Source organism: Massilia rubra, from assembly GCF_011682065.1.
Lineage (GTDB): Bacteria > Pseudomonadota > Gammaproteobacteria > Burkholderiales > Burkholderiaceae_D > Telluria_A > Telluria_A rubra.
Genome location: NZ_VUYU01000041.1, coordinates 1 through 25,003, shown reverse-complemented (window position 1 = coordinate 25,003; position 25,003 = coordinate 1). Strand labels below are relative to the sequence as shown.

Sequence of the window (25,003 nt, the reverse complement as noted above, 5' to 3'; positions counted from 1 at the left end):
TCATTACAGACCTAAGGTCATCAGGCTTGCGTTTCCGCCAGCCGCAGTGGTATTGACGCACAGTGCGCGCTCGGCCACCATGCGCCACAGCGCAATCGGACCTTCTTCCGAGGTTTCGATGACGCCGACAATCGCTCCCTGGCGGCTCGCCAGCACAGGCCACAATTCGGCCGTCAGCGACGCTTCTACCAGGGCAATCTGGAAATGGCATTCTGTCGTATCGGCCCCTTTTACATACGTAATACGGTCCATGACTTCCGGCGGCAAGCCTTCGGGAATCACTTCTTTTGCACGCGCCAGCACAATCGCCTGGTTGCCGGTTGCCAGGCATGCCGCCAGTTGATTGAGCAACACGCCAGGCGTCGCCGCCGCACACAAAATGGCGCCGCGCGGGGCGAACGACAAGCCGTTGCGCTCGCCGGTCGGGCCGGGCAGGGTCAGGCTGGCGCCGGCCAGGGTGGTGCGCATGTATTCTTCGGCCAGGGTGACGACGTGCGCGTGGCCGTGGGTGTTGGCCCACACCAGCAAGGCGTCCAGGCCCGGCGTGCCCTGGCGCTCATGTTCCAGCAGCGGCGGTGCGGCGCGCTGCAGGCGCTTGAGGTAGAGCGGGCCGCCCGCTTTCGGACCGGTTCCGGACTGGCCTTCGCCGCCGAACGGTTGCACGCCGACCACGGCGCCGACGATATTGCGGTTCACGTAGATATTGCCGACGTGCGCGCGCGCGGTAATGAAATCGATCGTTTCATCGATACGCGAATGCACGCCCAGGGTCAGGCCGAAACCGGTGGCGTTGATCGACTCGATCAGCTTTGGCAAATCGTCGCGGCGATAGCGAATGATGTGCAGCACCGGGCCAAATACTTCGTGCGTCAGTTCGGCCAGCGAGCCGATTTCGAGCACCGTCGGGGCCACGAACGTGCCCTGCGCCGACACTGCCGCCGGCACTTCCAGCGAAAAATGGTTTTTGGCGGTGGATTTGAGGCGCTCGATATGTTTCAGCAGGTTTTGCTGCGCTTCCGCATCGATCACCGGGCCGATATCGGTGGCCAGGCGATCCGGCACGCCGACGCGCAATTCCTGCATCGCACCCTTGAGCATCTTGATGGTTTTATCGGCGATTTCCTGTTGCAGGAACAGCACGCGCAAGGCCGAGCAGCGCTGGCCGGCGCTGTCGAACGCCGATGTCATCACGTCCTGCACCACCTGTTCCGGCAAGGCCGAGGAATCGACGATCAGCGCATTCTGGCCGCCGGTTTCGGCGATCAGGGGAATGTCGCACGACTCTTTTACCGAACGCGCCGCCAGGGTGCGGTTGATCAATTGCGCCACTTCGGTGGAGCCGGTAAAAATCACGCCTTTGACGCGCGCATCGCCAGTCAAACCCGCGCCGACGACTTCGCCGCGACCGGGCAAGAATTGCAGGGCCGCTTTGGGAATACCCGCTTCATGGAACAACTGCACCGCGCGATACGCGATCAGCGGGGTTTGTTCCGCCGGTTTTGCCAGTACCACATTGCCGGCGGCAAGCGCCGCCGCCACCTGTCCGGTAAAGATCGCAAGCGGGAAATTCCACGGGCTGATACACGTTACCGGACCAAGCGCCAGCACATGCTGCGTGCCATGCACCTGGGCCGCGTAATAGCGCAGGAAATCGACCGCTTCGCGGATTTCGGCGATCGCATTCGGCAGCGATTTACCGGCTTCGCGAATGGCCAGCGCCATCAGTTCCGCATAGTTTTCTTCAAACAGATCGGCCACGCGCGCGAGCATCGCGGCACGCGCAGTCGGTCCGGTGGTTTGCCAATCCATGGCGTAATTGCTGGCGCTGTGCAGCGCCGTTTCCACATCGGCGGCGCTGGCGTCGCTGACTTTGCCGACGATATCAAGGTGCAGCGCCGGATTGCGGATCGACACCGGCGCGCCGGCCACCACGGGGCCATCGATCAAAGGCGCGGCGTGGTAATTGCGCGGCTGCGCCAGTGCGGTGCCGATATCGCGCAGTACATCTTCGTTGGACAGATCGAGGCCGGCCGAATTCTTGCGTTCCGCACTGAACAAGGCAAGCGGCAAAGCGATGCCCGGATGCGGCGCACCGCCCTGCGCGCGGGATGCCTCGAACGGGTCGGCGATGAGCGATTCGATCTTCACTTTTTCATCGACAATCTGATTGACGAACGACGAATTGGCGCCGTTTTCCAGCAGGCGGCGCACCAGGTAGGCGAGCAGTGTTTCGTGCGAGCCGACCGGCGCATAAATGCGGCACGGTTTATCCAGGTTGGCCTTGCCGACGACCTGGTCGTACAGCGTTTCGCCCATGCCGTGCAGGCACTGGAATTCATAATCCTTGATGCCGTCCTGCTGCGCCCAGGTGTAAATCACCGACAGGCTATGCGCATTATGGGTGGCAAATTGCGGGTACAGCAGGCTGCTCGCTTTTAACAGTTTCTTGGCGCAGGTCAGGTACGACACGTCGGTGTAGACCTTGCGCGTATAGACCGGATAACCGGGCATGCCGTCGACTTGCGCGCGCTTGATTTCGGCATCCCAATACGCGCCTTTGACTAGGCGCACCATGAATTTGCGCCCGCTGCGCTGCGCCAGGTCGATCAGGAAATCGATCACGAACGGGCAGCGCTTCTGGTAGGCCTGCACCACGAAACCGATGCCCTCGAAACCGGCCAGGTCCGCATCGAAGGCCATCGCTTCCATCATGTCGAGCGAGATTTCGAGGCGGTCTGCTTCTTCCGCATCGATATTGATGCCGATGTTGTACTGTTTGGCCAGCAACACCAGGCTTTTCACGCGCGGCAGCAGTTCGTTCATCATGCGCGCATGCTGGGCCCGGCTGTAACGCGGGTGCAGGGCCGACAGCTTGACCGAAATGCCCGGACCATCCTTGATGCCGCGCCCGTTCGACGCCTTGCCGATCGCATGGATCGCCGTTTCGTACGAGGCGTAATAGTTCTGCGCGTCCACTTCGGTCAGGGCCGCTTCGCCCAGCATGTCGTAAGAATAGCGATAGCCGCGCTGCTCATTGTCGCGGCTGTTCTTGATCGCTTCGCCGATGGTCTGGCCGGTGACGAACTGGTTGCCCAGCATGCGCATCGCCAGGTCCACGCCCTTGCGGATCAACGGTTCGCCGCCCTTGCCGATCAGCTTGGTCAGCGCCGAGCCGAGCCCGGTTTCGCTGCTGGTGCCGACCAGCTTGCCGGTAATGAGCAAACCCCAGGTCGCGGCGTTGACGAACAGCGAGGGCGACTCGCCCAGGTGCTTGCGCCAGTCGCCCTTGCTGATCTTGTCGGCGATCAGGCGGTCGGCGGTCTGGCTGTCGGGAATGCGCAGCAGCGCTTCAGCCAGACACATCAGTGCGACACCTTCTTCGGAAGACAGGGAGAATTCATGCATCAGCGCATCGACGCCGGACGAGCGCGTGCGTTTTTCACGCACGGCCGAGACCAGGCGGTGCGCCAGCGCGTGCGCGTCGGGATGGGCTTGATTGCCCTGCCCCAGCAGCCAGTCGACGGCCTCGGCTTCATCGCGCCGGTAAGCGGCGGTGATGGCGGCGCGCAATGGCGCCTGGTCCGGCTTGATTTCAGCCTGGAGCGCTGAGAAGGGAACGAAGGGGATGGCCGAAGCAGCGGCAGTTTGCATTGAGAACTCTTTACTTGGATTAAACGAATCGGAATGACGACTCCGCGCACGCTCAACATGGCTTTCCGTTAAGGAATCGATGTTGCGGCGTGCGCGAAAAGATGATTCGATTGTAGAGTGAATTCTTCTGGATTAATTCTGGTATTACAGAAGACTAGCCATAGATAGTTTTTGGTGAGACAATTTCACCAAATAAAATTTATTGCGGAGATCTCAATGCTGGACAAGATTAGCAAGAAAATTCTGTCGGAACTACAAAGCGACGGCCGGATCAGCAACGTGGAACTTGCGGCGCGGGTGAACCTGTCGCCTGCCGCTTGCCTCGAGCGCGTGCGCAAGCTGCACGAATCGGGCTACATCATGGGGTACACGGCCCAGCTCAATCCCCAGTTGCTCGACGTTTCCTTGCTGGTTTTCATCGAGGTGGTGCTCGACCGCACCACACCCGAAGTCTTCGACGCCTTCAAGAACAGCGTCCAGCTCATCCCCGAAGTACTCGAATGCCATATGGTGGCCGGCGGTTTCGACTACCTGGTCAAGGCCCGCGTCAAGGATATGGCCGCCTACCGCGAATTCCTGGGCAAAACCCTGCTCCAGAAAGGCGTGCGCGAAACCCATACCTACGCCGTCATGGAAGAAGTCAAAAATACCACCAAACTGCCGATTAAATAAGCACTCGGTAGAAATGTTTTTGTTTGGATACATTGTGTCTCAAATGCATTGAGCTTCGCTTGCTTATGCTGTAGGTTATGACGATCGAATAGCAAGGAACGGCTCCGTACTGAGGATGTCCTGGCGATTCGAGCGGCCAAGGGGACACATGAAGCAACTTCATTCCAGGACAGGGCGGCGCGTGCTCGCCTGTTGCGGCGCGGCCGCTGGTGGCGTTCTTGTGGTTTTCCTCCTTGGCCTGGTTGCCGGCCCCGCGCTGGGACCGCTGCTCGCCGCCGCGCTGGCGGGCATGGCCAGCGTCGGCCTGTTCCTCCTCCTGCAACCGAAAAGCGATGGCGGCGATAGCGGGAAGTTCATCGCCGTGGTCGGCCATTCCATCGACGACATCATGATCGGGGCCGCCGAAACGGCGTATTTTGTCGATTCGGTCAAGAAAAAGATCGAAAAGGACGTGCAAACCGCCATCGGCATCGTTGCCAGCGCCGAAGACGTGGCCCGCACCACCGAGCAGATCGCCGTCAACGCCGGGCGCGCCGCCACCGTGGCTGCTGAAGTGCGCAGCGAAAGCGTGGCCGGACGCGCCGAGGTGGCCGAAGGGCTCAAGCGCATCAGCAGCGCCCGCGTCGACGCCCAGCAAGCCGCCAGCACCATGAGTGCGCTGCAGGAAAAGTCCAGGGCCATCACCGGTTTTACCGACGTCATCACCGAAATTTCCGCCCGTACCAATTTGCTGGCGCTCAACGCCGCCATCGAAGCGGCGCGGGCCGGCGAGCACGGGCGCGGCTTTGCCGTCGTGGCCGGCGAAGTGCGCCAGCTGGCGCATCGCACCCGTGAGGCCGCCGGCGAAATCAGCATGATGGTGCGCGCGATTAATGAGCAGGCGGCAACGGCCAGCGTCGGCATGGCCTCGCTCGCGAGCGTGGTCAGCGAAGCGGCCGGCAATGTGGAACGGGTACACGGTTTCCTGGGCAATATCGAACGCTCTTCCAGCGTGTCGGAAACGGCCATCGGGCAGATTGCCGGGGCGGCGCAGACGCATGTGCAGACCACGCGCAGCATTGCCGGCGCCTTGTGCGAGATCCGCGACAGCATGCTCTCGACCAATGCCGAATTGCCGCGTGCGACCGGGTCGGCGATGGCGCTGGCCGAGAAGGCCGAATCGATTGCCGGGGCGATGGGAGAGTCGTCGCTGGCGAGCTCGCACGATCCGATCCGGCTTGCAGCCCAGCAAGCGGCCAGCGAGATCGGAAAGTTGTTCAGCGCGGCGATCAAGACGGGCCAGATCAGTCATGAGGCGCTGTTCGACCGCCGTTACAAGCCGATTCCGGATACCGATCCGCCCAAGCACAGCACGCGTTTCGATGGCTTTACCGACAAGGTGCTGCCGGCCTTGCAGGAAGCTTTATTGGCGGCCATGCCGCACCTGGCGTACGCGGGCGCGGTCGACAGCAATGGGTATTTTCCGACCCATAACAAAAAGTTTTCGCAGCCGCTGACCGGGGATTACGCTGTCGATATCGTGAACAACCGGACCAAGCGCATTTTCAACGACAGGACGGGGTCGCGCTGCGGCGCGAATACCAAGGCGTTTTTGTTGCAGACGTACAAGCGCGATACGGGGGAAGTCATGCACGACCTGTCGGCCCCGATTTATGTCGATGGCAAGCACTGGGGCGGGTTCCGGATCGGGTACCGGTCGGCGGCCACATAGCGCCGGACGATCCGCAGCCGCATTCACGCCGCTAAACGTTCCCTGAGGTGGTCGAGCAGCCAGCGTCCCGCCGGCCCGAGTGCGCGGTTGCGCATATGCGCCGCATACATGGTCAGTCCTTCCCGGGGCGTCGGGTCGTCGATGATCCGGAACGCATGCAGCTGCCCGGCGGCGACCGGCCCGGCGATCAGATGCGCGGGCATGCGGCACCATCCAAAGCCCGCCATCACGAAGTCCAGGCGCCGCCCCAGATCGACGAAGCGCCACAGCCTGGCGCTCGCCAGCCCGTAATTCCCTCCACCGGGGTCGACAGGATCGGACAGCACAAGTTGCACGTGCGGCTCCAGATCGCCGTGCGTTGCCGGACGTCCCAGCGCGGCCAGTGGATGTGCGGGCGCGACGACGGGCTGCATGCCGATCGTGAGCAAGGGGTAGGCGACGACGTCATCGGGAACGGCGGGAAGCAGCAGGCAGATGCCGAGCGCGGCCGAGCCGCTGCGCAAGCGCCGCAACGAACCCCCCAGCCCTTCTGTCGAGAAACTGACTGGAAGATCGGGAAAGCGTTCCCCCAGCGCGCGCAAGCTGTCGATCAAGGGCGCGCTCGGCACCAGCGGGTCGATGGCGATGACGAGTTCGGGCTCCAGGCCGGCATGCGTACTCATCGCTATCGCCTGGAAACGGTCGGCGCTCGCCAGGACCAGGCGCGCCTGCTCGACCAGGACACGTCCGCTGTCGGTCAGGCGCGGCCGGTGACCGCCGCGGTCGAACAGCAGCACGCCCTGGACTTGTTCCAGCGTCGCGATCGCCTGGCTGATGGCGGACTGCACACGCCCCAGTTTCCTGCCTGCGGCGGAGAAGCTGCCCGTATCGGCAATCGTTACCAGCACGCGCAGCTGGTCCAGCGTAAAACTTCCGATCAAGACAGTCCTCCCTTGCGTGATTCATCACAAATTCCGATAGAAAGTATCATATTTTGATCTCTGGCACAGGGGTATTGCTGGCTATATATTGATCGCTTGCAGCCAATTCTTTCGTAAGGAGATATTCAAATGACTCAACTTCTGGTGGTCGAAACCAGCCCTCGCGGCAATACATCGGTCTCGCGCCATATGACGCGCCGCTTTGTGAGGGAGTGGCTGGCCGCGCATCCGGGCGGCGAGGTGGTCGGGCGCGATCTGATGGAAACGGGCTTGCCTTTTGTCACGGCGCCCTGGCTGGAGGCGTATTTCACGCCCCCTGCCCAGCATTCGCCCGCGATGAAGGACAGGCTGGCGCTGTCGGACCAACTGGTCGCCGAACTGCTGGCGGCAGATCACATCGTTATCGCCACGCCGGTCTACAACTATAACGTGCCCGCCGTACTGAAGGCATGGATCGATCACATCGTCCGCAAGGGGATGACGCTCGGCTTCGACGGACGCGGACTCGTTACCGGCAAACAGGCGACCGTGCTGATCGCCTCGGGAGGCGTATATACCGAAGGTTCGCCCATCCGCGAGCGCGATATTGCCACGCAATACCTGCGCCTCATCCTCGGTGTGATCGGCATTACCGATATCACCTTCGTTGCCGGCGGCGGCGCCAAGGCGGTGGATCTGGGCGAGGAAACGATGGAGGGATTCGTTGCCGGATTGGCGCCCGAGCTCAAACGCGCCGCAGCGCACTGAACAACACCCGCATAGGAGCGGCGGGCTCTTAGTCGCTGTTGGCCACCGCCCGCAAGGTCGTCGTATTCATTCCCTCCAGATGCTTGCGCAGCCATTTGTGCGCCGGGCTGCGGGCATCGCGTTCGTGCCAGAGCATGTCCAGGTGCACCGCCGGCAAACTGAACGGCAGCTCGCGCCACACCAGCGCATCGGTCATCCCGGTCGAGGCAATCAAATGCTTCGGCAGCACGGTGATCAAATCTGAATTGGCCACCACCCGCCCCGCCGTGAAGAATTGATTCACGGTCAGCAAAATGCGCCGCTCGCGGCCCAGCTGCGCCAGCGCCTCGTCCACCAGGCCATGCGCGCGCCCGGAAAAACTCACCAGCAAGTGATTCGCCGCGCAGTAGTTTTCCATCCCCAGCTCGACCTTGGCCAATGGATGGTTCTTGCGCATCACGCAGACATAATGGCCCGAATACAAGCGTTCATGGCGGATCGGCGAACTGGTGTCGCTCGACAACTGCGCCGCCACCCCGGGGAAAAAACCTACCGCCAGGTCGATATCGCCGCGCAGCAGCATCGGGCGCGGTTCGCGCGTCGTCAGCGGCACCATGCGCACGTTCACGCCCGGCGCTTCGCTCTCGATCGACCGCATCAGCGAAGGCAGCCAGAACGCCGCCGTGGCGTCCGCCATGGCCATGCGGAAGGTGGCGTGCGCCTTGGACACATCGAATGTTTCCGGCGTCACCGCCGCTTCCAGCCCGGCCAGGGCCTGGCGCACGGCCGGCCACAGCAACTCGGCGCGCGGGGTCGGCTTGACGCCGTAGGCCGTGCGGATAAGCAATTCATCGCCCAGACTCTCGCGCAAGCGCTTGATCGCGTTCGATACCGCCGGCTGGGTCATCGCCAGGTGCCCGGCCGCGCGCGTCAGGTTTTGCTCGGTCATCACCGCGTCGAACACGCGCAGCAGGTTCAAATCCAGGGTCAAAAAGCTCATGATGATCGAAAAGAGTTAGCGATTAGCTATCATACCGCAATCCATTCACCATTGATATAATCGGTATTGGATATTGGAATTGGATTTATATGTTGCGTTGCACTATAGTTGATTCATAACAACTGATCCTGCGATTTCCATATCATGTCTACTCTGCTTCACACCACGGGCGCTGCCGCCTTCTCGCTGATGCCGCTGGTGCAAGGCGTGGCCCTGGTCCTGGCGATCGCCGCTGTCGCCCTGTTTTTCAAGCCTTTGCTGGTCGGTATCTTCCGCGCGCTGGTGCTGGTGGTGAAACCGCGCCTGAGCAAGGACCAGCTCGCGGCACGCCGGAATATGCGCAACGCCAAATTGCTGCAACGGATGACCAACTCTTCAAGCGGCAACGCCAGCCTTACCGCCGAACTGCGCGCCATGGCGGCCCGGTCCTGATGGTCCCGGCCGCGCGAGCGGCAGGCAAAAAAAAGCGGCGCCCGGTCAATACCGGCGCCGCTTTTTTTATTGCTCAGTGATATTATTTTCCGCCGAGCAGAGCTGTCTTCAAGTGCGTGTCGACCGGATGCTCGCCCATCCAGATGCGCAAAATGGCGTTGTAGAACGCGATATCGGGTACCACTTCGCCGATTTTCTTGCCGTTGAATTCGCACTGGGTGCCGGTTCCCGGAATCCAGTCCAGATGCAGCACATCGCCCTTTTTCAGCACTTGCAGCAGGGCGAACATTTCGCCGAACTTGCTGATCTGGGTGACGATCTTGGCTTTTTCGGTGTTGTCGAGATTTTTGTTCAGGCCATTCATGAAGGCGTCGCCGAAATCGTCCGAGGTCAGGTCGCGCATCATCACCAGGGTGACGCGGCGAGGACCATCCATCTTCATAATTTCAGGCAAGGACTTGCTTTTTTCCGGCAGGTACAGCGAGGTGACGTACACCTTGGCCACGAATTTCTGGCGCATGCCGAAGCCGTTGAGCTGGAGTTCCTTGCCGGCCACCTTGACGGTATCGTCGAGCTTGACGCCGCTGATCTCCGCCGCACAGGCACCCTGGCCGAAGGCACAAGCGAGGACGATTCCTGCCAGCAAGCCTTTGAAACTAAACTTGTTCATTACGATCATGGTGTCTCCAGTGGTTTGACTATTTTTGTTCCGCATAAAAAACCTGTGGGCCGGCCTGCGGTTTGCCGGCGTCCATTCGATCGGCACTCCCGCATTGTGCTTCAACGCGCCAGCAGCTGCGACGGACGACACGAGCACAGCCGCCATCGTATTTACGCGGCGGCTATTATAGACTTTTTGTGCGGTCGAGATCGGGCCGAGATATGCGCTGCGAGGAAAATTTAATGATGGGGTGCTAAGGAACTAGGCAAATATACCATTGAAATTCACAAAAAAATTGCCGCAAGGGCATTTTAAGCAAGGAAATTAGTGATTTTAAGACAAAGCTGTGGCTCTAAAGGCACATCACTTTATAAGTTGATAAGACCACTTAAAAGCGGGTCAGGCGTGGCGGGCACCGGTTCAGGCTGCCGGCGTGTCCGGCGTATCCTTGCCGGCGGTCAGGCGCTCGTACTTCGCGCGCAACTGTTCCGGCGTTTCGCGCCAGGCCGGGTTGAATGGAATGCAACTGACCGGGCACACCTGCTGGCATTGCGGCTCATCGAAGTGACCGACGCATTCGGTGCATTTGTTGGGGTCGATCTCGTAGATCTCGGCGCCCATGTAAATGGCGTCGTTCGGGCACTCGGGCTCGCACACGTCGCAGTTGATGCAGTCGTCGGTAATCAGTAAGGCCATGATTGCTTTGCTTTGCTTCTTATTCGGAAGGCGGCGCCATGGTGGCGATCTTCTTCTGTAACCAGCGGTCGACCGATGGAAACACGAACTTCGACACATCGCCGCCCAGCATGGCAATCTCGCGCACGATGGTGCCGGAGATAAACTGGTACTGGTCGGACGGTGTCAGGAACAGGGTTTCGACATCGGGCAGCAGGTAGCGGTTCATGCCCGCCATCTGGAACTCGTATTCAAAGTCGGACACGGCGCGCAGGCCGCGCACGATGACGCGGGCGTCATGCTTGCGCACGAAATCCTTGAGCAAGCCCGAAAAACTCTCGACCTTGACGTTCGGATAATGGCCCAGCACCTCATTGGCGATTTCCAGGCGGTCGTCCAGCGAGAAAAACGGGCGTTTGTTCTTGCTGTCGGCGACGCCCACGATCAGGCTGTCGAACAGCCCGGACGCGCGGCGCACCAAATCCTCATGGCCGCGCGTGAGCGGGTCAAAGGTTCCTGGATAAACGGCTACAACCATTGCGGCTCCCTAGAGATGCACCAATATAGAACGCGCATTATGCCTGAAATTTATGCGCGGTCCCGGTAGCGCCGTCGGGCGGTCTTAACCGGGACCGAACAAAGCGCTGGCAAATGGTGTTTACGCTGCCGTTTTGCGCAGCTTGAGCAGGTAATAGAAGACGATGCCAGCCTTGTCGTTACGCACCGCTTCCCATGGCGCGAGCCAGTCGGGCACGGCGCTGCCGTCTTCAGGTTCGAACGGCAGCGGCGCGCCGGATTCGGCATACACCAGCCCATCGTCGGCGAGCAGGCTCACGCACAGCGGCAGGCTGCGCTCGAGCAGGTTTTGCTGGTACGGCGGATCGAGGAACACCAGAGCGTAGCGCTGGCCGCGCAGCGCCATGTTTTGCGCGGTGGCAAGGGCCTCGCCACGCGCGACCACGACGTTGTCGGCCTTGAGCTTGAGTTTGACATCGTCCAGCTGGCGCACCACGGGCGTGTGGTTGTCGACCATGGTGACCGAGCGCGCGCCGCGGCTGGCCGCTTCGAAACCGAGCGCGCCGCTACCGGCGAACAGGTCGAGGCAGTCGGCGCCGGCCCAGTTGGCGTCCCACAGGTGGTTGATCCAGTTAAACACTGTTTCGCGCACCCGGTCGGGGGTGGGACGCAGGCCGAGCGCGTCGAGCACCGGCAAGGTCGAGCGTTTCCAGGCGCCGCCGATGATGCGGACTTGTTTCGGTGGCGGCGGACGGTGCACCGGGACTTTGGCGGGTTTCTTTTGCATGGAGACGGAGAGGCGGATTGCTGATCCGGCGCACTATATCATGGGGGAATGGGTGCTGCGGGGAGGCGGGAAACTTGCGCACCCGCCGGACGGCGGATGCGCGGGCCATGCGGATGCGTTTACTTGGTGTCGGCAGCGAGGGTGTTGAAGTCGCTGATCCAGCCCTGCATGCGTTTTTGCGCATGGGCTTTCTGCTCCGGCGTGGCGATCTTTACGGCCGTCAAGATCATCTGCATCGTGCCATCCGTGTAGGTATCGAAAAATTGCTTGTTTTCGGGGCTTTGCGTGCGCGCCAGCATATCCTTGACCAGGCCCTGCACCAGCGGCGCGGCCGCCTCCTTGCTCAGGTTTTCCTTATCGATCTTGCGCAGCACCGTCATGATCTTTTGCTGGCGCCGGATGCGCTCGTCGAGCCAGAGCTGGTTGTTCAGCGGACGCGCATCGGAAGCCTTGCGCAAGAGCACTTCCTGTTCCTTGCTGAAGCCGCCGAACCACAGATCGAACTGTTCCATCGACTTCTTGAAACGCTTCTCCTGCAAGTCCTCGACGCTGCCGCGCACGAATTTCTTGCGGAAGGTTTCGTTGTTCTTGTCGAACTTCTTTTCGATGTGCGCCAGTTGCTCGGGCTTGATCGAGAGCGCCAGGTCGGTCAGTTCCGGCAAGGCCTTTTGCGCCAGCAATTCGGTGCGCGACATGATCTCGCGGTAATCGGCATCCAGGTCAGCCTTGCTCAGGTTACCTGCAAGTTGTCGCTGGGCAGTATTGAGGATATGGATGTAATCCTTCAACTGGGTCTGGCGATGCCACTTGAACAGTTCCTTGATATCTTGCTTGACCTCCGGCGCCTGCTCGGAATCGAGGTCGACATAGGCGTCGAGCCACCAGTAGAGCAAGGTGTCGCCCTGGTTGTAGGCCAGTTTGATGCCGCTGCACGCGGTCAGCACGACCATTACGGCGAGCATGCAAAGAACGCGAAAGCGCTGGGAAAGTGGTTCCTGCGTGTTAAACTTTTTCATTTATTAACTCTTTTTGAACGAACGCTTATGAACGTAGTGATTCTTGCCGCTGGAATGGGAAAGCGTATGCAATCTGCGCTGCCGAAAGTGCTGCACCCGCTGGCGGGAAAACCCCTCCTGCAGCATGTGATCGATACGGCAAGGGCACTTGCACCGAGCAAATTATGCGTTATTTACGGGCACGGCGGCGCAGCGGTGCCCGAGATGCTCAAAAGCCAGGACAGCACGGGCCACGCGGCCATCGATACCGCCCTGCAAGAACCGCAGCTCGGCACCGGGCACGCGGTCAGCCAGGCCGTGCCGCAGCTCGATGAAGACGCCCCGACCCTGATCCTGTACGGCGACGTGCCGCTCACCACCGTGGCCTCGCTCAAGCGCCTGGTCGCCGCCGCCGGCACTGACAAGCTCGGCATCCTGACGGTGGTGCAGGCCAATCCGTTCGGCCTGGGCCGCATCGTGCGCGAAGGCGGCACGATTACCCGCATCGTCGAGGAAAAAGATGCCAACGAAGCCGAGCGCGCCATTTGCGAAATCAACAGCGGCATCATGGTCGCGCCGACGCGCCACCTGAAAAAGTGGCTCGGTTCGCTGTCGAACAACAACGCGCAGGGCGAGTATTACCTGACCGATATCGTGGCGCAGGCCGTGCAGGACGGTGTGCCGGTGGTGTCGGCCAATCCGTCGGCCGAGTGGGAAGTGGCCGGCGTGAACAGCAAGGTGCAACTGGCCGAGCTGGAGCGTCGTCACCAGCTCAATATTGCCCATGCGCTGCTGGAAAAAGGCGTGACCCTGCTGGACCCGGCGCGCATCGACGTGCGTGGCGAACTGATCTGCGGACGCGATGTGACCATCGACGTCGGTTGCGTGTTCGAAGGCCGGGTCGAACTGGGTGATGGCGTCAGCGTGGGCGCGCACAATGTGCTGGTCAACGCGCGCATCGCGGCGGGAACCAATATCAAACCGTTCTGTCATATTGAAGATGCGGTGGTGGGCGCCAAGTCGGTGATCGGCCCGTATGCGCGCTTGCGTCCTGGAACCGAGCTGGCTGAAGACGTCCATATCGGCAACTTTGTCGAGATCAAGAACAGCCAGATCGCGGCGCACAGCAAGGCCAACCACCTGGCCTACGTGGGCGATGCAACGGTTGGTTCGCGCGTGAATATTGGCGCGGGGACGATCACGTGCAATTACGACGGCGCCAACAAGTTCCGTACCGTAATCGAGGATGATGCGTTTATCGGCAGCGACAGCCAGTTGATCGCGCCGGTTACGGTTGGCAAGGGTGCGACCCTGGGAGCCGGGACCACCCTGTCGAAAGACGCGCCGGCCGGCAAGCTGACCATCTCGCGCGCCAAGCAGGTGACGATTGAAAATTGGTCGCGGCCGGTGAAGGTGAAGAAGTAAGTTCTCCCGTCGCTCCCGCCGAGGGCCGCCTTGGCGGGAGCTCGAGTCGGTTCCGCCCCACATGCCGTCTCTCCCGCGCCAAGGCGGCCCTCGGCGGGAGCCCATAGCACCTCAGAGCAAAGGTGCTATGGGCTCCCGCCTTCGAGGCTGTCTCAAAAGGGCCGCGTTCAACGACTACCACCTCCAGCACCGTCATTCCCGCGCAGGCGGGAATCCAAGTTCACTGCTATGCCACGGAATGGGATTCCCGCCTGCGCGGGAATGACGGATAAGAGTCTACCGCCTAGCGGTGATCTTAGCGTTTTGAGACAGCCTCCTTCGCGGGAGAGACGGTTTGAATGTTAGCGAAGGTTTCGACGTTAGCGAAGGTCTCGACGTTAGCGAAGGTCTCGATGTTAGCGACGGTTTCCAGGGAAGCAGTGTTGTTCAGCTTCACCCCCCCAGTCCCGCCGCCACATGCGCTCTTGCCGCCTTGAACGCCGGCACCAGCGCCGCCATCAAGGCCACCGCCAGCACCGCCACCACGGCCATCATCATCCGGTTCACATCGAGCTCGACCGGCAACGCCCCCGGCAACGCATGAGGCGCTCCGTCCGCCAGGCTCACCCGGTTGATCACCCAGGCAATGACCCCGCTGCCGACCAGGCTCGCCGCCACGCCCATCATCGCCATGCCCAGCGCCTCCGTCACCAGCATCAAAAACACCGAATGACTGCGCATGCCCAGCGCGCGCAAGGTTGCCACTTCGCGCCGCCGTTCCAGCGCATTGATCGACATGGTGGCGGCAATGCTTGCCGCGATTACGGCAAACACCATTCCCGCGATGCTGTCGAACGCCAGGTCGGACGCGCTGCGCGCACGCATGTAGGCGAGCGACAACTCCTGCCAGGTCCGCACCTCGGCATGCACGCCCGCCTTGCGCAGCGTGCCCGCCAGCGCGCCACGCTGTTGTTCCATCAGCGCCGCATCGGATAGAAAAACAACAAAGCGCTCGACGCTGTCGGTATCGAGCAAGTCCTGCGCCAGCGCCAACGGCATCAGCATCGAACGGGCCTGCTCGTCGCCCGCGCCCGCCGCGTACACATCGACCACCTGCGCCACCACGCGCCGGGGCGCCGCATCCGGCACGGCCGCCGTGAGCGTCAGCGCGCTGCCGACCCGCAGCGCCAGCGCCGCGGCCTTGGCCTGGCTGATGGCAACGCCGTTGCCGTTTCCCGCCTGCAGCTTGCCCGGCGCCGCCTGCAACAGCCCCGGCGCCGCCGCGTCGGGCACGCCCAGTCCCGCAAACGTGGCCGAGTGCTCGGCGCTGGCGGCAATCCCGGACACGCTCACTTGCGGCGCCACCAGCGCGATCCCTTTCATGCCGTCCAGCAAGGCGCGCACGCGCCCCGCTTCATCCGCACTGAAGCGCCGCAGCTCTCGCGGCGCGCCCGGCGCGGCGACTGGCAGGACGGTCAGGTGGCCCATCCGTTCCACGATGACGGCCTGGTAGGCGATCCCGGCGCGGGTGCTGGCGATGCTGCCCGCAAACAGATCGAGCACGCACAGGCTGGCGGCGATCAGCAAGGTCGCCAGCACGCTGCGCGGGCGGCCCAGCACCAGGGTGCGCAAGGCCAGCCGGTACGGGCTCATAAGCGGACCCGGAAGGGCTGGCGTTCCGGGTCGCCCACGGCGACGTGCAAGCGCCCTTCTTGCAGCTGCAAGGTGCGGGTGATGCGCACCAGCTGGCGCTGGTCGCGGGTGGCAATGATAAAGGTCGTGCCGTGTTCGTTTTGCTGCTGCACGAACAGGTCCATCACCAGGCGGATGCTGGCGCTGTCCAGGCGCGAGATGGGCTCGTCGGCCAGCACCAGGCGCGGCCTGGTCATCAGCGCCCGTGCAATGGCCACGCGCTGGCTCTGGCTGGGGTCGAGGCGCGGCGGATAGGTATCGGCGTGGGCGGCCAGGCCGAGCTGGTTGAGCAGGTCGCTGGCGCGCGCTTGGGCGGCGTGCAAGGCCTTGGGCGTGAGCGATTCGCGCAGCATCAGCGGCAGCAGCACGTTTTCGCGCGCGGTCAGCACCGGAATGAGGGTAAACGCCTGGAACACGAAACCCATCATTTCATTGCGCAGGTCGGCGCGCGCCTGTTCCGGCAAGCGGGCAATAAGCAGCTTGGCGATCACGATACTGCCTTCGGTCGCGTGGTCGAGCATGCCGATGAGATTGAGCAGCGTGGTCTTGCCGCTGCCCGAGGGGCCGCATATGGCCACCATCTCCGCTTCGCCCACCTGCAGCTCGACGCCGTCGAGCGCATGCACGCCGGACAGGCCACCGCCGTAATACTTGTGCACGCGCGCCAGGCGCACCAGGTCGCCCGGCGGCTTGGGCGCCGGGGGCATCGGCCCGTCGTGTTCCAGAATGACATCCATCGGTTCACCTCCCGCCTTGTCAGTGCGCGCGTCGCCTGGTGGACGCGCGGCATTGCCCAGTAGAACTTGTTTCGGCGGGGAAGCCGTTGAGATTGCTCAACAGCAATAGTCAGACGGCGATGCGGGTTTCGAACTTGCTGCGGAAGGTAGAGAAATAGGCTTTGACGTTGCGCACATTGGTGCGCGTGGCAAACAGGCGGTGCGCCAGCGCGTGGTAGGCCGGCATGTCGGCCACTTGCACGATGAGCACGAAATCGGGGCCGGGCGCGACCCGGTAGCATTGCAGCACGGCCGCTTCGGCCGCCACGTGCTGCTCGAACTCGGCCATGCGTTCGGCCGCTTGCACATCGAGCGTGATTTCGACGATGGCGGTGAGGCGCGCGCCCACCTTGTCGGGCGAGACGATCGCCACCTGGCGCTCGATGATGCCGCCCTCGTTCATGTATTTGACGCGGCGCAGGCAGGTCGGCGGCGACACATGGACCAGCTCGGCCAGCTCCGCGTTGGTGTGCGATGCGTCATGCTGGAGGATATTGAGGATGCGACGGTCGACGTCATCGAGTTCGTTGGCAAGCATGGCGTTTGATGATTCGCAAAGGATGTGAGTGATAAATGAAAGAATAATTCATGCAAACTGCTTGATGAAATAATATATCAATAATATAACAAATTAGAAAGCATATTTCATGCTGGCTCAACTACGATCTGCGCATTCAATCATTTCTACATCGAGGTCATCATGTGCGGTATCGTCGGAGCAGTAGCACAACGTAACATTACTCCCATCCTGGTCGAGGGCCTCAAGCGCCTTGAATACCGTGGTTACGACTCGTGCGGCGTGGCATTGCACGTCGACGGCAAGCTGGTGCGTTCGCGCAGCACCTCGCGCGTGGCCGACCTCGAAACCCAGATCGCCAGCGTGGGCCTGCAAGGCTTCACCGGCATCGCCCACACCCGCTGGGCCACGCACGGCGCGCCGGCGTCGCACAATGCGCACCCGCACTTTTCGCCAACCGAAGAGAACGCCCGCATCGCGCTGGTCCACAATGGCATCATCGAAAACCACGACGAACTGCGCGCCGAACTGACCGCCCTCGGTTATGTGTTCCAGAGCCAGACCGATACCGAAGTCATCGCCCACCTGGTCGACCACATGTATAGCGGCGACTTGTTCGAGACCGTCCAGCTGGCCGTCAAGCGCCTGCACGGCGCCTACGCGATTGCCGTGTTCAGCCGCGAAGAGCCGCACCGCGTGGTCGCCGCGCGCCAGGGTTCGCCGCTGATCGTCGGCATCGGCCAGGGCGAGAACTTCGTCGCCTCCGACGCCATGGCGCTGGCCGGCACCACCGACCAGATCATCTATCTGGACGAAGGCGACGTGGTCGACCTGCAACTGGCCAAGGTCTGGATCGTCGACGTCGACGGTAAACCAGTCGAGCGCGAAGTGAAAACCGTGCATGCGCATACCGGCGCGGCCGAGTTGGGTCCGTACCGCCACTACATGCAGAAAGAAATCTTCGAACAGCCGCGCGTCATCGGCGACACGCTCGAAGGCGTCACCGGCATCATGCCGGAACTGTTCGGCGACGACGCGTTCAAGGTCTTCAAGCAGATCGACCGCGTGCTGATTTTGGCTTGCGGCACCAGCTACTACTCGGGCCTGACCGCCAAGTACTGGATGGAATCGGTGGCCAAGGTTCCGGTCCAGGTCGAGATCGCCAGCGAATACCGCTACCGCGACAGCGTGCCGCATCCGAACACCCTGGTGGTGACGATTTCGCAGAGCGGCGAAACGGCCGACACCCTGGCCGCCCTCAAGCATGCGCGCAGCCTGGGCATGGTGCACACCTTGACCATCTGCAACGTGGCAACCAGCGCCATGGTGCGTGAATGCGCTCTGTCGTACATCACCCGCGCCGGCGTGGAAGTGGGCGTGGCGTCGACCAAGGCCTTCACCACCCAGCTGGCCGCGCTGTTCCTGCTGACGTTGACGCTGGCGCAGGTCAACGGCCGTCTGTCGGATGAAGAAGAAGCGACTTACCTGAAGCAGATGCGTCACCTGCCGGTGGCGATTGCCGCAGTGCTGGCGCTGGAACCGCAGATCATCGCCTGGGCCGACGACTTTGCGCGCAAGGACAACGCGCTGTTCCTGGGCCGTGGCATGCACTATCCGATCGCCCTGGAAGGCGCGTTGAAGCTCAAGGAAATTTCGTATATTCACGCCGAAGCGTATCCGGCTGGTGAACTCAAGCACGGCCCGCTGGCGCTGGTGACCGATGAAATGCCGGTCGTCACGATTGCACCGAATGACGCGCTGCTGGAAAAGCTGAAATCGAACATGCAGGAAGTGCGCGCCCGTGGTGGTCAGCTGTATGTGTTCGCCGACGTCGATTCGCGTATCACCTCGGGCGACGGGCTGCATGTGATCCGCTTGCCGGAACACTACGGTCTACTGTCGCCGATCCTGCACGTGGTGGCGTTGCAGTTGCTGGCGTATCACACCGCGCTGGCCAAGGGCACGGATGTGGACAAGCCGCGTAATCTGGCCAAATCGGTGACGGTGGAGTAAGGCTGCTTGCTGGCTGGCTTTGATTGACTAAAGTTGCGGTACTTCTTCCTAGAACAAAACATAAAAAGACAATTAATTTAAGTTGCGGTGTTTTTGTACAATTGTGCGTAGTTAAGGTGACTGAGGCATAACTTCTACGCACGGTTGGCTTGTCCGCTTCTCTTTTTCAGGATGCGAGTCCCAGGGCCCCGTGCTATCAATTTTTGATATGACCCATCTCGTGTTGCTCTAGGCGCCACTTCGTCGCGGTCTCGCGTTAATGAACTCGTTGCGATTTTTCGGCGCTAGTCTGGGCGCGCGCCGTCGGCTCGATTCAACGGCAAGAGATTGGCCCGCGCCATGCGCCATGCGCACTGCGGTGTCGCGGAACCGAGAGTGACAATCAGAGAGAATTTTTTGGTGGCAATATGCTATTGTGGAATCTAAGTCATCAAAAGTTTCCCCTCCTACACTTTCTTATCGTACGGCTGAGCGAAAACGGATTCAGGGCCATCAACAGGGCGCTGTCCTAGAGCCAAGCCTTCGAGCCTTCCTCTAACATGTCAACCTACTACACTAAAAGCGAAGCCAGGTCAGCCACGGCGACTGCCAAACAACAATATAAACGGTCGGGTAAAGCTTCCACTCGCATTCTCCTGGAGGAAGCGACGGCAGCCTCTAAGTACGAGACCTTCGATATCTTTCTGTCGCATGCCAGCAAGGATGCTGATCTGATTCTTGGCGTGAAGGCAATATTGGAGAATCAAGGCTACAAAGTCTATGTTGACTGGGTGGATGATGCGCAACTCGACAGAAGCAAAGTCACAACACAAACCGCTGAGTTGCTTCGAACACGTATGCGCCAGTCTAAGTCCCTCGTCTGGGTGGCGACCGAAGCAGCAAGTGATTCAAAATGGATGCCTTGGGAGCTCGGGTATTTCGATGGCTTTAAGCCAAATCAAGTCGCCATTCTCCCACTTGTAGACAACGCTTACGAAACGTTCAAGGGTCAAGAATATCTCGCGATCTATCCTATCGTAGGTAAAGACATCTATCGGACCGGTGCTTCAGATGTGTTCGTGGAAGGTGCCGGAAGAGGATGGACGACGCTAAAGAATTTTGCTAGCGGTAGCGCAAATTTCAGGTCTTATTGATCCGCCTTCGTACGACTACCTTAGAGGAATCTCCATGGCGCGCAGAGCATTTTTTTTCGTTCCACTATCAGCCCGACATTTGGCGCGTTTGGAACATCAGGAATAGCTAGGTTGTAAACGACAGAGAGCAAATCGCAGATGGCTTCTTAGACGGAAGTGTATTCGAATCGTCTAAGCGAGAGAGTGCTGATGCGCTCAAGCGCTTCTTACGTGAAGGCTTGAAGAACAGTTCAGTGACTTGCGTATTAGTCGGGGCGCAGACTTCAGAACGGCGTTGGGTTCGTTTTGAGATTGCCCAAAGTATCTTAAAGGGGAACGGTCTGCTTTCAGTAGATATCCATTTGGTAGAGAACAACCAAAAAAGACTTGCACAAAGGGCGCCGACCCACTAAGTCAAATGGGGGTTTATAGAACAGATAGCGGAATATATTTCGCCGAGATCGAAGATGGGAAATGGGTTCGCTATGCGGACTATACGCGCCCCATCGCTGAGTCCGATTTGTGGTTTGACGCCCCGAAAACCAATAACGTCGTACCCCTCTCGAAACACTGCCTCCGGTACAACTTCGTTGAGCAGAACGGGCGGACGAACATCGGCGGATGGATCGAAACCGCAGCCAAAATGGTAAATCGATAGTTGCACTCTACTGGAACACTAATATGTCGTTGTCTAATTTTTCTTCTCCTCCACTCCAGGGTGTTCGTATTTGGCTCTCCGGGAGCATTGCGGGTGACATACCCGGTCCGCAGCAAAATGCGATGTGCGCATTTGTAGAGAAATTTGCTGACCTGGTCTTCCGCAGTGGCGGACACATCCTTCATGGGTGTCACCCCACAATTACCCCCATCCTACTGAAAGCTGCCAAGAGGCACGTCGTTAACAACGGACGCCGGGATGCGCTAACTCTGGCTGTCTCGCGGCATTGGTCCAAAACAGAAAGCGCCCAAACCCTAGAGGAATGGCGCAGATTTTCCGTACTTTATGAGACACCAGAGTCAACGGAGGGCAATGCAAGGGAAAACAGTCTGAAAATTTTGCGTGAATGGATGGCAGAACGTTGTGACGCGTTTGTATCCCTCGGGGGAGACCTGCAGCGTCTTACAGAGAACATCTCTGGAATTCCTATCGAAGCCGCACTTGCCATCAACCGTAGTTTGCCCTGCTTTGTTTTAGGCGGACTAGGCGGAACCGCCGAAGAGATGTTAAAGCGCCATGCAGACCTCTTGGGCAAGTTGCGAAACGGGTTGGACCAGGAAACAAATGTTAAGTTGGCGTTGAACGCAGACGCAGATGATTTAGCTACGACGATTCATAATCAGCTTGCCAGGCTGCCGGTCGTCCACGGTCGAGTTTCGGACGGAATGTCATTCAGAATCCTGGCACTAGACGGTGGTGGAGTTAAGGGCGCTTTTACCGCAGCCTTTCTTGCAGAGCTTGAAAAAGACCTTAAAAAACCACTCTCGCAGTACTTCGATTTGATCGCCGGCACATCGACAGGTGGGATATTGGCGTTAGGTTTGAGTCTGGGAATCTCTGCAGAAGATCTGTTGACGTTTTACGTTGAGAAGGGGCCAACTATCTTCCCAATGACGAATGTTTTCGGACGTGTCCGACGGCAGTTTTGGCAGCTGTTTTTCGGTCCGAAGCATCGTGGAGACGCGCTCTCGGCGGCGATTTCCGCCGCATATTTTCCCGACGGTACTATCAAAACCATGAGGGACTCAAATTGCCGGTTGGTGATCCCTTCATACAATACCGTAGGTGGCCAACATCATATCTTCCGTACTCCCCACAACAAACTTCAGGGTCACGACGCTGACAAAAATATGGCGCAAGTTGCGCGTGCCTCGGCTGCTGCGCCAACATACTTCTCGGCATCTGATGTAGCTGATGGCTTTGTCCCCTCGAACCATCTAGACGGTGGAGTATGGGCAAACTGTCCAGCGATGGCGGCCATCGTAGAAGCGACAACTTATCTCGACGTGCCGCTTCAACGAATTGACTTGCTCAGTATTGGCACTACCAAAGAACCCTTTAACGCGACGCGGTTCAAGGAATCAAGCGTGGCCGGCTGGAATAAAAACCTGATCACCTTGCTGATGGATGCCCAGGTGAATTCTGCCGTAGATCATGCAGAAAATTTAGTAGGTAAAGCACGTTTTCTTCGAATAGATCAGACTACCGAACAAGGACGATTCACACTCGACGATTCCAAACGAATTTTAGAGTTAGCTAATCTCGGTCGTCAGAAGGCGCGAGATTACGAAATCCAATCGCAAATCAAATCGCGTTTCTTGAATGGCGTGATAGCTACTGATTGGAAGTCAGGCACGCTTTAGGTTGGCTTTAACACCCATTGCCGGTAGCGGAATCACGACGTTCTAAGGGAAGTTTATGCACTTGCGTAATGGAATTCAATTAGTCTTGCAGTATCCCGATGGGACAGGTGGCGGCCGATGTCGTGGCTTCTTGGGTCTGCCAATAACGAGCTCACATTACATTTTGCTCGAACCTGTTGCATCGTCTACGCTAGCGACAGCGTACGAAATTGGCGAAGATTTGGCTCGTGAAATTCTTGCGTTGGCCCCTACCGTCAGAGAAGTAACACCCCCCTGCCTTGGTCGCAACTTCGGCGGGTGCCACGCGCTCCACGAGCCAGACTGTAAATTGTGCTATGTACCTGTCGTTGATACGGTTGGTGCTCCGCACTTTGTAATGCCAGCTTGGTACGGGCAGGTGAACGCTATGGCAATCCCTGCTGTAGTGCCGGGCACACGTCAATCAATGGTTCCCCCGGAACTGCGACCACTAAACCAGATTCCAGCTGTCGTGGGTAACAGAGCTGCTCTGCATGACCTGCTTCGTAGTGTTGGCGTATTAAGTGCACGGCCACGTATTTTTATTAGTTACCTTCGGTCTGAGGCAAGTGTCTTGGCGGAGCAGCTTCACACTGAGCTTGGACGAAAAGGGTTTGAAGTTTTTCTGGATCGTTTTTCAGTCTCGCCAGGCGCAGACTTTCAGAAAAGGTTGGATGAAGAGCTAATTCGGATGGGAACCGTGCTGTTCATCGAATCCAAAAATTCCCACAAATCGCGATGGATCCGGCACGAGACTGATTTTGCGCTATTGCATAGACTCGGCACAATCTCATTGAGACTCCCTGACGGGAAGCCTTCTCCTCTCGTAACGCCCGACGACCGACTGGACTTGGACGACCGCTTTTTCACGAAGATTGGGCGGCTAAAAAAGAGCGCGCTAGAGAAGATATTGCTTAAGATCGCTGCGGCACAAGCACTGTCTGAAAATATGCGGATGAACTATTTGACCGGAACGGTTAGCAGCTCTCTCGCCTACGCTGGTTTCGCGAATCAATCCTTCAGTAGCGATCAGGTGATTGTTGCTAGAAAAGGTAATGGACCGGAACACGTAGTGCGAATCTCCGGACTGCCAACGGAGTTACAAGACTTCCACGCGCTTGATCCGTATGCGCCAAGTGGCGACAGTCTAGTCATTTCACCAGGGAGGCTTATGAACTGGAGAAGCAAAGACCCTATTGAATGGCTGGGTCGTCGCATCAGCGTTAAGCTCATAGATGAATCTGAAATAGCTGAATTTCCGAGAGGCTTACGATGACTGGCACACTGCGCGCCAGTAGGGATAGCCTGTTTATCGTGCTCGGAGATACGGCCAAACTAGGTGTCGCCATGATTGGAGAAGACACCGATAACTTCGCAACGCGAGGCACCGATGCCCAAAGGGCGGGATGGATGGCAAAAGAGCTTCTGATTGCCACAGTTCGGATTGCCGCTGGTCGACGCATGCCAGTTTGGATGCCCTACAACAGCAAGTATTGTTCTCTAGCCGCGCTGACGCTCAGTGAATACTTAAACGCGAACGTTGCTGAACCGCTCGCGCCGCCCGATGAGCGACGAGGGCAGCGGCAAGCTGCGCTCAATTTTTATCATGCGACATCCCGCGCGGCAGCTCCCCGAGTCACTCCGGCCTGGCAACAAACGTTTCTGGCCAATGGTGTGATAGGCCAAAGCGAAACCACGTATTCACTACTTTCAGCTTTAAAGATTTCTCAAGCTCAGCGGATTGTGTGTATCGGCTCCGGCCCCAGGGTGGCCGGAGCGTATGCCCTCGCGAAGCAGCTGCAAATCAACATCACTACCCTCGACTTTTCGAAAGCCACTGCGAAAAAAGGTGGCAAAGGCGACAATACGGGGCCAGGTAGGCTTGAACAGCGCTTGAAATGGGCTCGGGGAGAAATTCGGACGTACAGGGCAAAATCGAGACAAGACGAGCGCCAAGAAGGCGAAGCGAATGAGGAGAAATCTCCAGCTTTAGTCCATTTGTTCCCGCCGGTTCCTTTATTGGTTTTCTGGCAATTGGAAAGCATGCTCCCTGGTCGAGACAATGACTAGAGCGACTGCCAGCCTGTTCTATCTGAAACACTTCGTTCGTTAAAGCAGGACGGGAAGCCAGTTGCCGTCCTGCTTTCCTTGGAACGCCTCTTCGATATTTTCATATGCCCGCGTCCCGAAATTTCGGGTGGGGAATCCCGTTCATCTGTAAGCGGACATGTCCGGAACGTAAGCGGCCAGCGGCCCCACCTGTACAGCCTGTTTAGCGCGAAGTAAAGTCGGGGAATGGCAGCAGCGAATCAATCTGGCTGTTGGGGCACGTCGGGAGACGTTCCAGTACGATGGCCAGCCAGC

22 protein-coding genes are annotated in these 25,003 nt (G+C 59.4%); 11 read left to right on the top strand and 11 right to left on the bottom strand.

Going from position 1 to position 25,003, the window contains the following annotated elements:
- Positions 1–3: 3 nt before the first annotated feature.
- Positions 4–3,732 carry a trifunctional transcriptional regulator/proline dehydrogenase/L-glutamate gamma-semialdehyde dehydrogenase gene (gene putA, locus F0185_RS32115; protein WP_370664102.1) on the bottom strand — a complete coding sequence of 1,243 codons (3,729 nt, stop codon included), beginning with the start codon at positions 3,730–3,732 and terminating at the stop codon, positions 4–6.
- Between the two features lie 135 nt (positions 3,733–3,867).
- Between putA and F0185_RS32110 the strand changes: the two genes are divergently transcribed.
- Entirely contained in the window at positions 3,868–4,323 is a 456-nt protein-coding gene (locus tag F0185_RS32110; protein WP_126073517.1) for an Lrp/AsnC ligand binding domain-containing protein, read from the top strand.
- A gap of 148 nt (positions 4,324–4,471) precedes the next feature.
- The gene (locus F0185_RS32105) at positions 4,472–6,034 is read left to right on the top strand and encodes a methyl-accepting chemotaxis protein (RefSeq protein ID WP_223164617.1); all 1,563 of its coding nucleotides are present in this window, start codon (positions 4,472–4,474) and stop codon (positions 6,032–6,034) included.
- 23 nt (positions 6,035–6,057) lie between these two features.
- Here F0185_RS32105 and F0185_RS32100 read toward each other — a convergent pair whose 3' ends face one another.
- Positions 6,058–6,954 carry a LysR family transcriptional regulator gene (locus F0185_RS32100; RefSeq protein ID WP_167232463.1) on the bottom strand — a complete coding sequence of 299 codons (897 nt, stop codon included), beginning with the start codon at positions 6,952–6,954 and terminating at the stop codon, positions 6,058–6,060.
- A 129-nt stretch (positions 6,955–7,083) separates the two neighbouring features.
- Between F0185_RS32100 and F0185_RS32095 the strand changes: the two genes are divergently transcribed.
- Positions 7,084–7,701, top strand: a complete 618-nt coding sequence (locus F0185_RS32095) for an FMN-dependent NADH-azoreductase (protein ID WP_167232461.1) — start codon at positions 7,084–7,086, stop codon at positions 7,699–7,701.
- A 28-nt stretch (positions 7,702–7,729) separates the two neighbouring features.
- On the opposite strand, the gene F0185_RS32090 is transcribed toward F0185_RS32095, so the two are convergent.
- Positions 7,730–8,680, bottom strand: a complete 951-nt coding sequence (locus F0185_RS32090; protein ID WP_167232459.1) for a LysR family transcriptional regulator — start codon at positions 8,678–8,680, stop codon at positions 7,730–7,732.
- A gap of 144 nt (positions 8,681–8,824) precedes the next feature.
- On the opposite strand from F0185_RS32090, the gene F0185_RS32085 reads away from it, so the two are divergent.
- Positions 8,825–9,112: a hypothetical protein gene (locus F0185_RS32085; RefSeq protein ID WP_166889165.1), complete on the top strand. Its 288-nt coding sequence runs from the start codon at positions 8,825–8,827 to the stop codon at positions 9,110–9,112.
- Positions 9,113–9,194: 82 nt separating this feature from the next.
- Here the strand turns inward: F0185_RS32085 and F0185_RS32080 are convergent, their stop codons facing one another.
- The 5 genes from F0185_RS32080 to F0185_RS32060 form a co-directional block, all read right to left on the bottom strand.
- Positions 9,195–9,791: a chalcone isomerase family protein gene (locus F0185_RS32080; RefSeq protein WP_229477294.1), complete on the bottom strand. Its 597-nt coding sequence runs from the start codon at positions 9,789–9,791 to the stop codon at positions 9,195–9,197.
- A gap of 402 nt (positions 9,792–10,193) precedes the next feature.
- Positions 10,194–10,469 (bottom strand): YfhL family 4Fe-4S dicluster ferredoxin, encoded by a 276-nt coding sequence (locus F0185_RS32075; RefSeq protein ID WP_167232457.1) that lies wholly within the window; start codon positions 10,467–10,469, stop codon positions 10,194–10,196.
- Between the two features lie 19 nt (positions 10,470–10,488).
- Entirely contained in the window at positions 10,489–10,986 is a 498-nt protein-coding gene (gene coaD, locus F0185_RS32070; protein ID WP_166889171.1) for a pantetheine-phosphate adenylyltransferase, read from the bottom strand.
- 120 nt (positions 10,987–11,106) lie between these two features.
- Positions 11,107–11,751 carry a 16S rRNA (guanine(966)-N(2))-methyltransferase RsmD gene (gene rsmD / locus F0185_RS32065; protein WP_167232455.1) on the bottom strand — a complete coding sequence of 215 codons (645 nt, stop codon included), beginning with the start codon at positions 11,749–11,751 and terminating at the stop codon, positions 11,107–11,109.
- A 119-nt stretch (positions 11,752–11,870) separates the two neighbouring features.
- Positions 11,871–12,767, bottom strand: a complete 897-nt coding sequence (locus F0185_RS32060; protein ID WP_167232454.1) for a DUF6279 family lipoprotein — start codon at positions 12,765–12,767, stop codon at positions 11,871–11,873.
- Between the two features lie 27 nt (positions 12,768–12,794).
- Here F0185_RS32060 and glmU point away from each other — a divergent pair, with 27 nt between their 5' ends.
- Complete coding sequence (gene glmU / locus F0185_RS32055) at positions 12,795–14,171, top strand: bifunctional UDP-N-acetylglucosamine diphosphorylase/glucosamine-1-phosphate N-acetyltransferase GlmU (RefSeq protein WP_167232452.1); 1,377 nt, start codon at positions 12,795–12,797, stop codon at positions 14,169–14,171.
- A gap of 432 nt (positions 14,172–14,603) precedes the next feature.
- Here glmU and F0185_RS32050 read toward each other — a convergent pair whose 3' ends face one another.
- From F0185_RS32050 to F0185_RS32040, 3 genes are all read right to left on the bottom strand, one after another.
- On the bottom strand, positions 14,604–15,803 hold the full coding sequence (locus F0185_RS32050) for an ABC transporter permease (RefSeq protein ID WP_167232450.1): 1,200 nt from the start codon (positions 15,801–15,803) through the stop codon (positions 14,604–14,606).
- Positions 15,800–16,579, bottom strand: a complete 780-nt coding sequence (locus F0185_RS32045) for an ABC transporter ATP-binding protein (RefSeq protein WP_167232448.1) — start codon at positions 16,577–16,579, stop codon at positions 15,800–15,802. Before F0185_RS32045 ends, F0185_RS32050 begins: the two co-directional genes overlap by 4 nt.
- Positions 16,580–16,688: 109 nt before the next feature.
- Positions 16,689–17,156 carry an Lrp/AsnC family transcriptional regulator gene (locus F0185_RS32040; RefSeq protein WP_167232446.1) on the bottom strand — a complete coding sequence of 156 codons (468 nt, stop codon included), beginning with the start codon at positions 17,154–17,156 and terminating at the stop codon, positions 16,689–16,691.
- Positions 17,157–17,318: 162 nt separating this feature from the next.
- On the opposite strand from F0185_RS32040, the gene glmS reads away from it, so the two are divergent.
- From glmS to F0185_RS32010, 6 genes are all read left to right on the top strand, one after another.
- On the top strand, positions 17,319–19,148 hold the full coding sequence (gene glmS / locus F0185_RS32035; RefSeq protein WP_167232444.1) for a glutamine--fructose-6-phosphate transaminase (isomerizing): 1,830 nt from the start codon (positions 17,319–17,321) through the stop codon (positions 19,146–19,148).
- 539 nt (positions 19,149–19,687) lie between these two features.
- Positions 19,688–20,281, top strand: a complete 594-nt coding sequence (locus F0185_RS32030; RefSeq protein ID WP_167232442.1) for a toll/interleukin-1 receptor domain-containing protein — start codon at positions 19,688–19,690, stop codon at positions 20,279–20,281.
- A gap of 131 nt (positions 20,282–20,412) precedes the next feature.
- Positions 20,413–20,673, top strand: coding sequence for a TIR domain-containing protein (locus F0185_RS35545; RefSeq protein WP_370664101.1), 261 nt, complete (start codon positions 20,413–20,415; stop codon positions 20,671–20,673).
- 208 nt (positions 20,674–20,881) lie between these two features.
- Positions 20,882–22,621 (top strand): CBASS cGAMP-activated phospholipase, encoded by a 1,740-nt coding sequence (locus F0185_RS32020; RefSeq protein WP_167232440.1) that lies wholly within the window; start codon positions 20,882–20,884, stop codon positions 22,619–22,621.
- 406 nt (positions 22,622–23,027) lie between these two features.
- Positions 23,028–23,915: a toll/interleukin-1 receptor domain-containing protein gene (locus F0185_RS32015; RefSeq protein ID WP_167232438.1), complete on the top strand. Its 888-nt coding sequence runs from the start codon at positions 23,028–23,030 to the stop codon at positions 23,913–23,915.
- A complete protein-coding gene (locus F0185_RS32010; protein ID WP_167232435.1) occupies positions 23,912–24,709 on the top strand; it encodes a hypothetical protein in 798 nt (265 codons plus the stop codon). The genes F0185_RS32015 and F0185_RS32010 overlap by 4 nt, the downstream gene beginning before the upstream one ends.
- Positions 24,710–25,003: the final 294 nt, after the last annotated feature.